This window comes from Arthrobacter sp. SPT-J7 (assembly GCF_059089965.1).
This window is the reverse complement of sequence record NZ_JBNHFF010000620.1, coordinates 1-314: the sequence shown is the minus strand read 5'-3', so window position 1 is coordinate 314 and position 314 is coordinate 1. Positions and strand designations below refer to the sequence as shown.

Annotated in this window: 1 pseudogene; it reads left to right on the top strand. The window is 63.7% G+C overall.

Annotation, left to right across the window (positions count from 1 at the left end):
- A pseudogene (locus AC5RWX_RS34550) lies at nt 1–236 on the top strand (transketolase family protein); the annotation flags it as partial.
- Nucleotides 237–314: the final 78 nt, after the last annotated feature.

The following is a 314-nucleotide window of genomic DNA, read 5'->3' as shown; positions in this document are numbered from 1 at the left end:
TCCTCGCCGAAATCAACACCGACCGCCTGGCCGTAACGCTGGAAAACCACTCCGTGGTGGGCGGGCTGTTCGAAACAGTGGCCTCAGCCGTGGTCACGGCCGGACTGGGCAAACGCGTCGTTCCTGTTGCGCTGCCGGACCAGTTCCTCGACGCCGGCGCACTGCCCACCCTCCACGACCGCTACGGCCTTGCCGTGGACCGCATCGTGGCAAAGGTCCTCGCAGAGCTCGGATAACCTGCACCTCCAGAAATACAGAAAGCACGGCAACGGTCCCGCCCGGTGCCGTGCTTTCTGCCGTACTATCGAAACTAC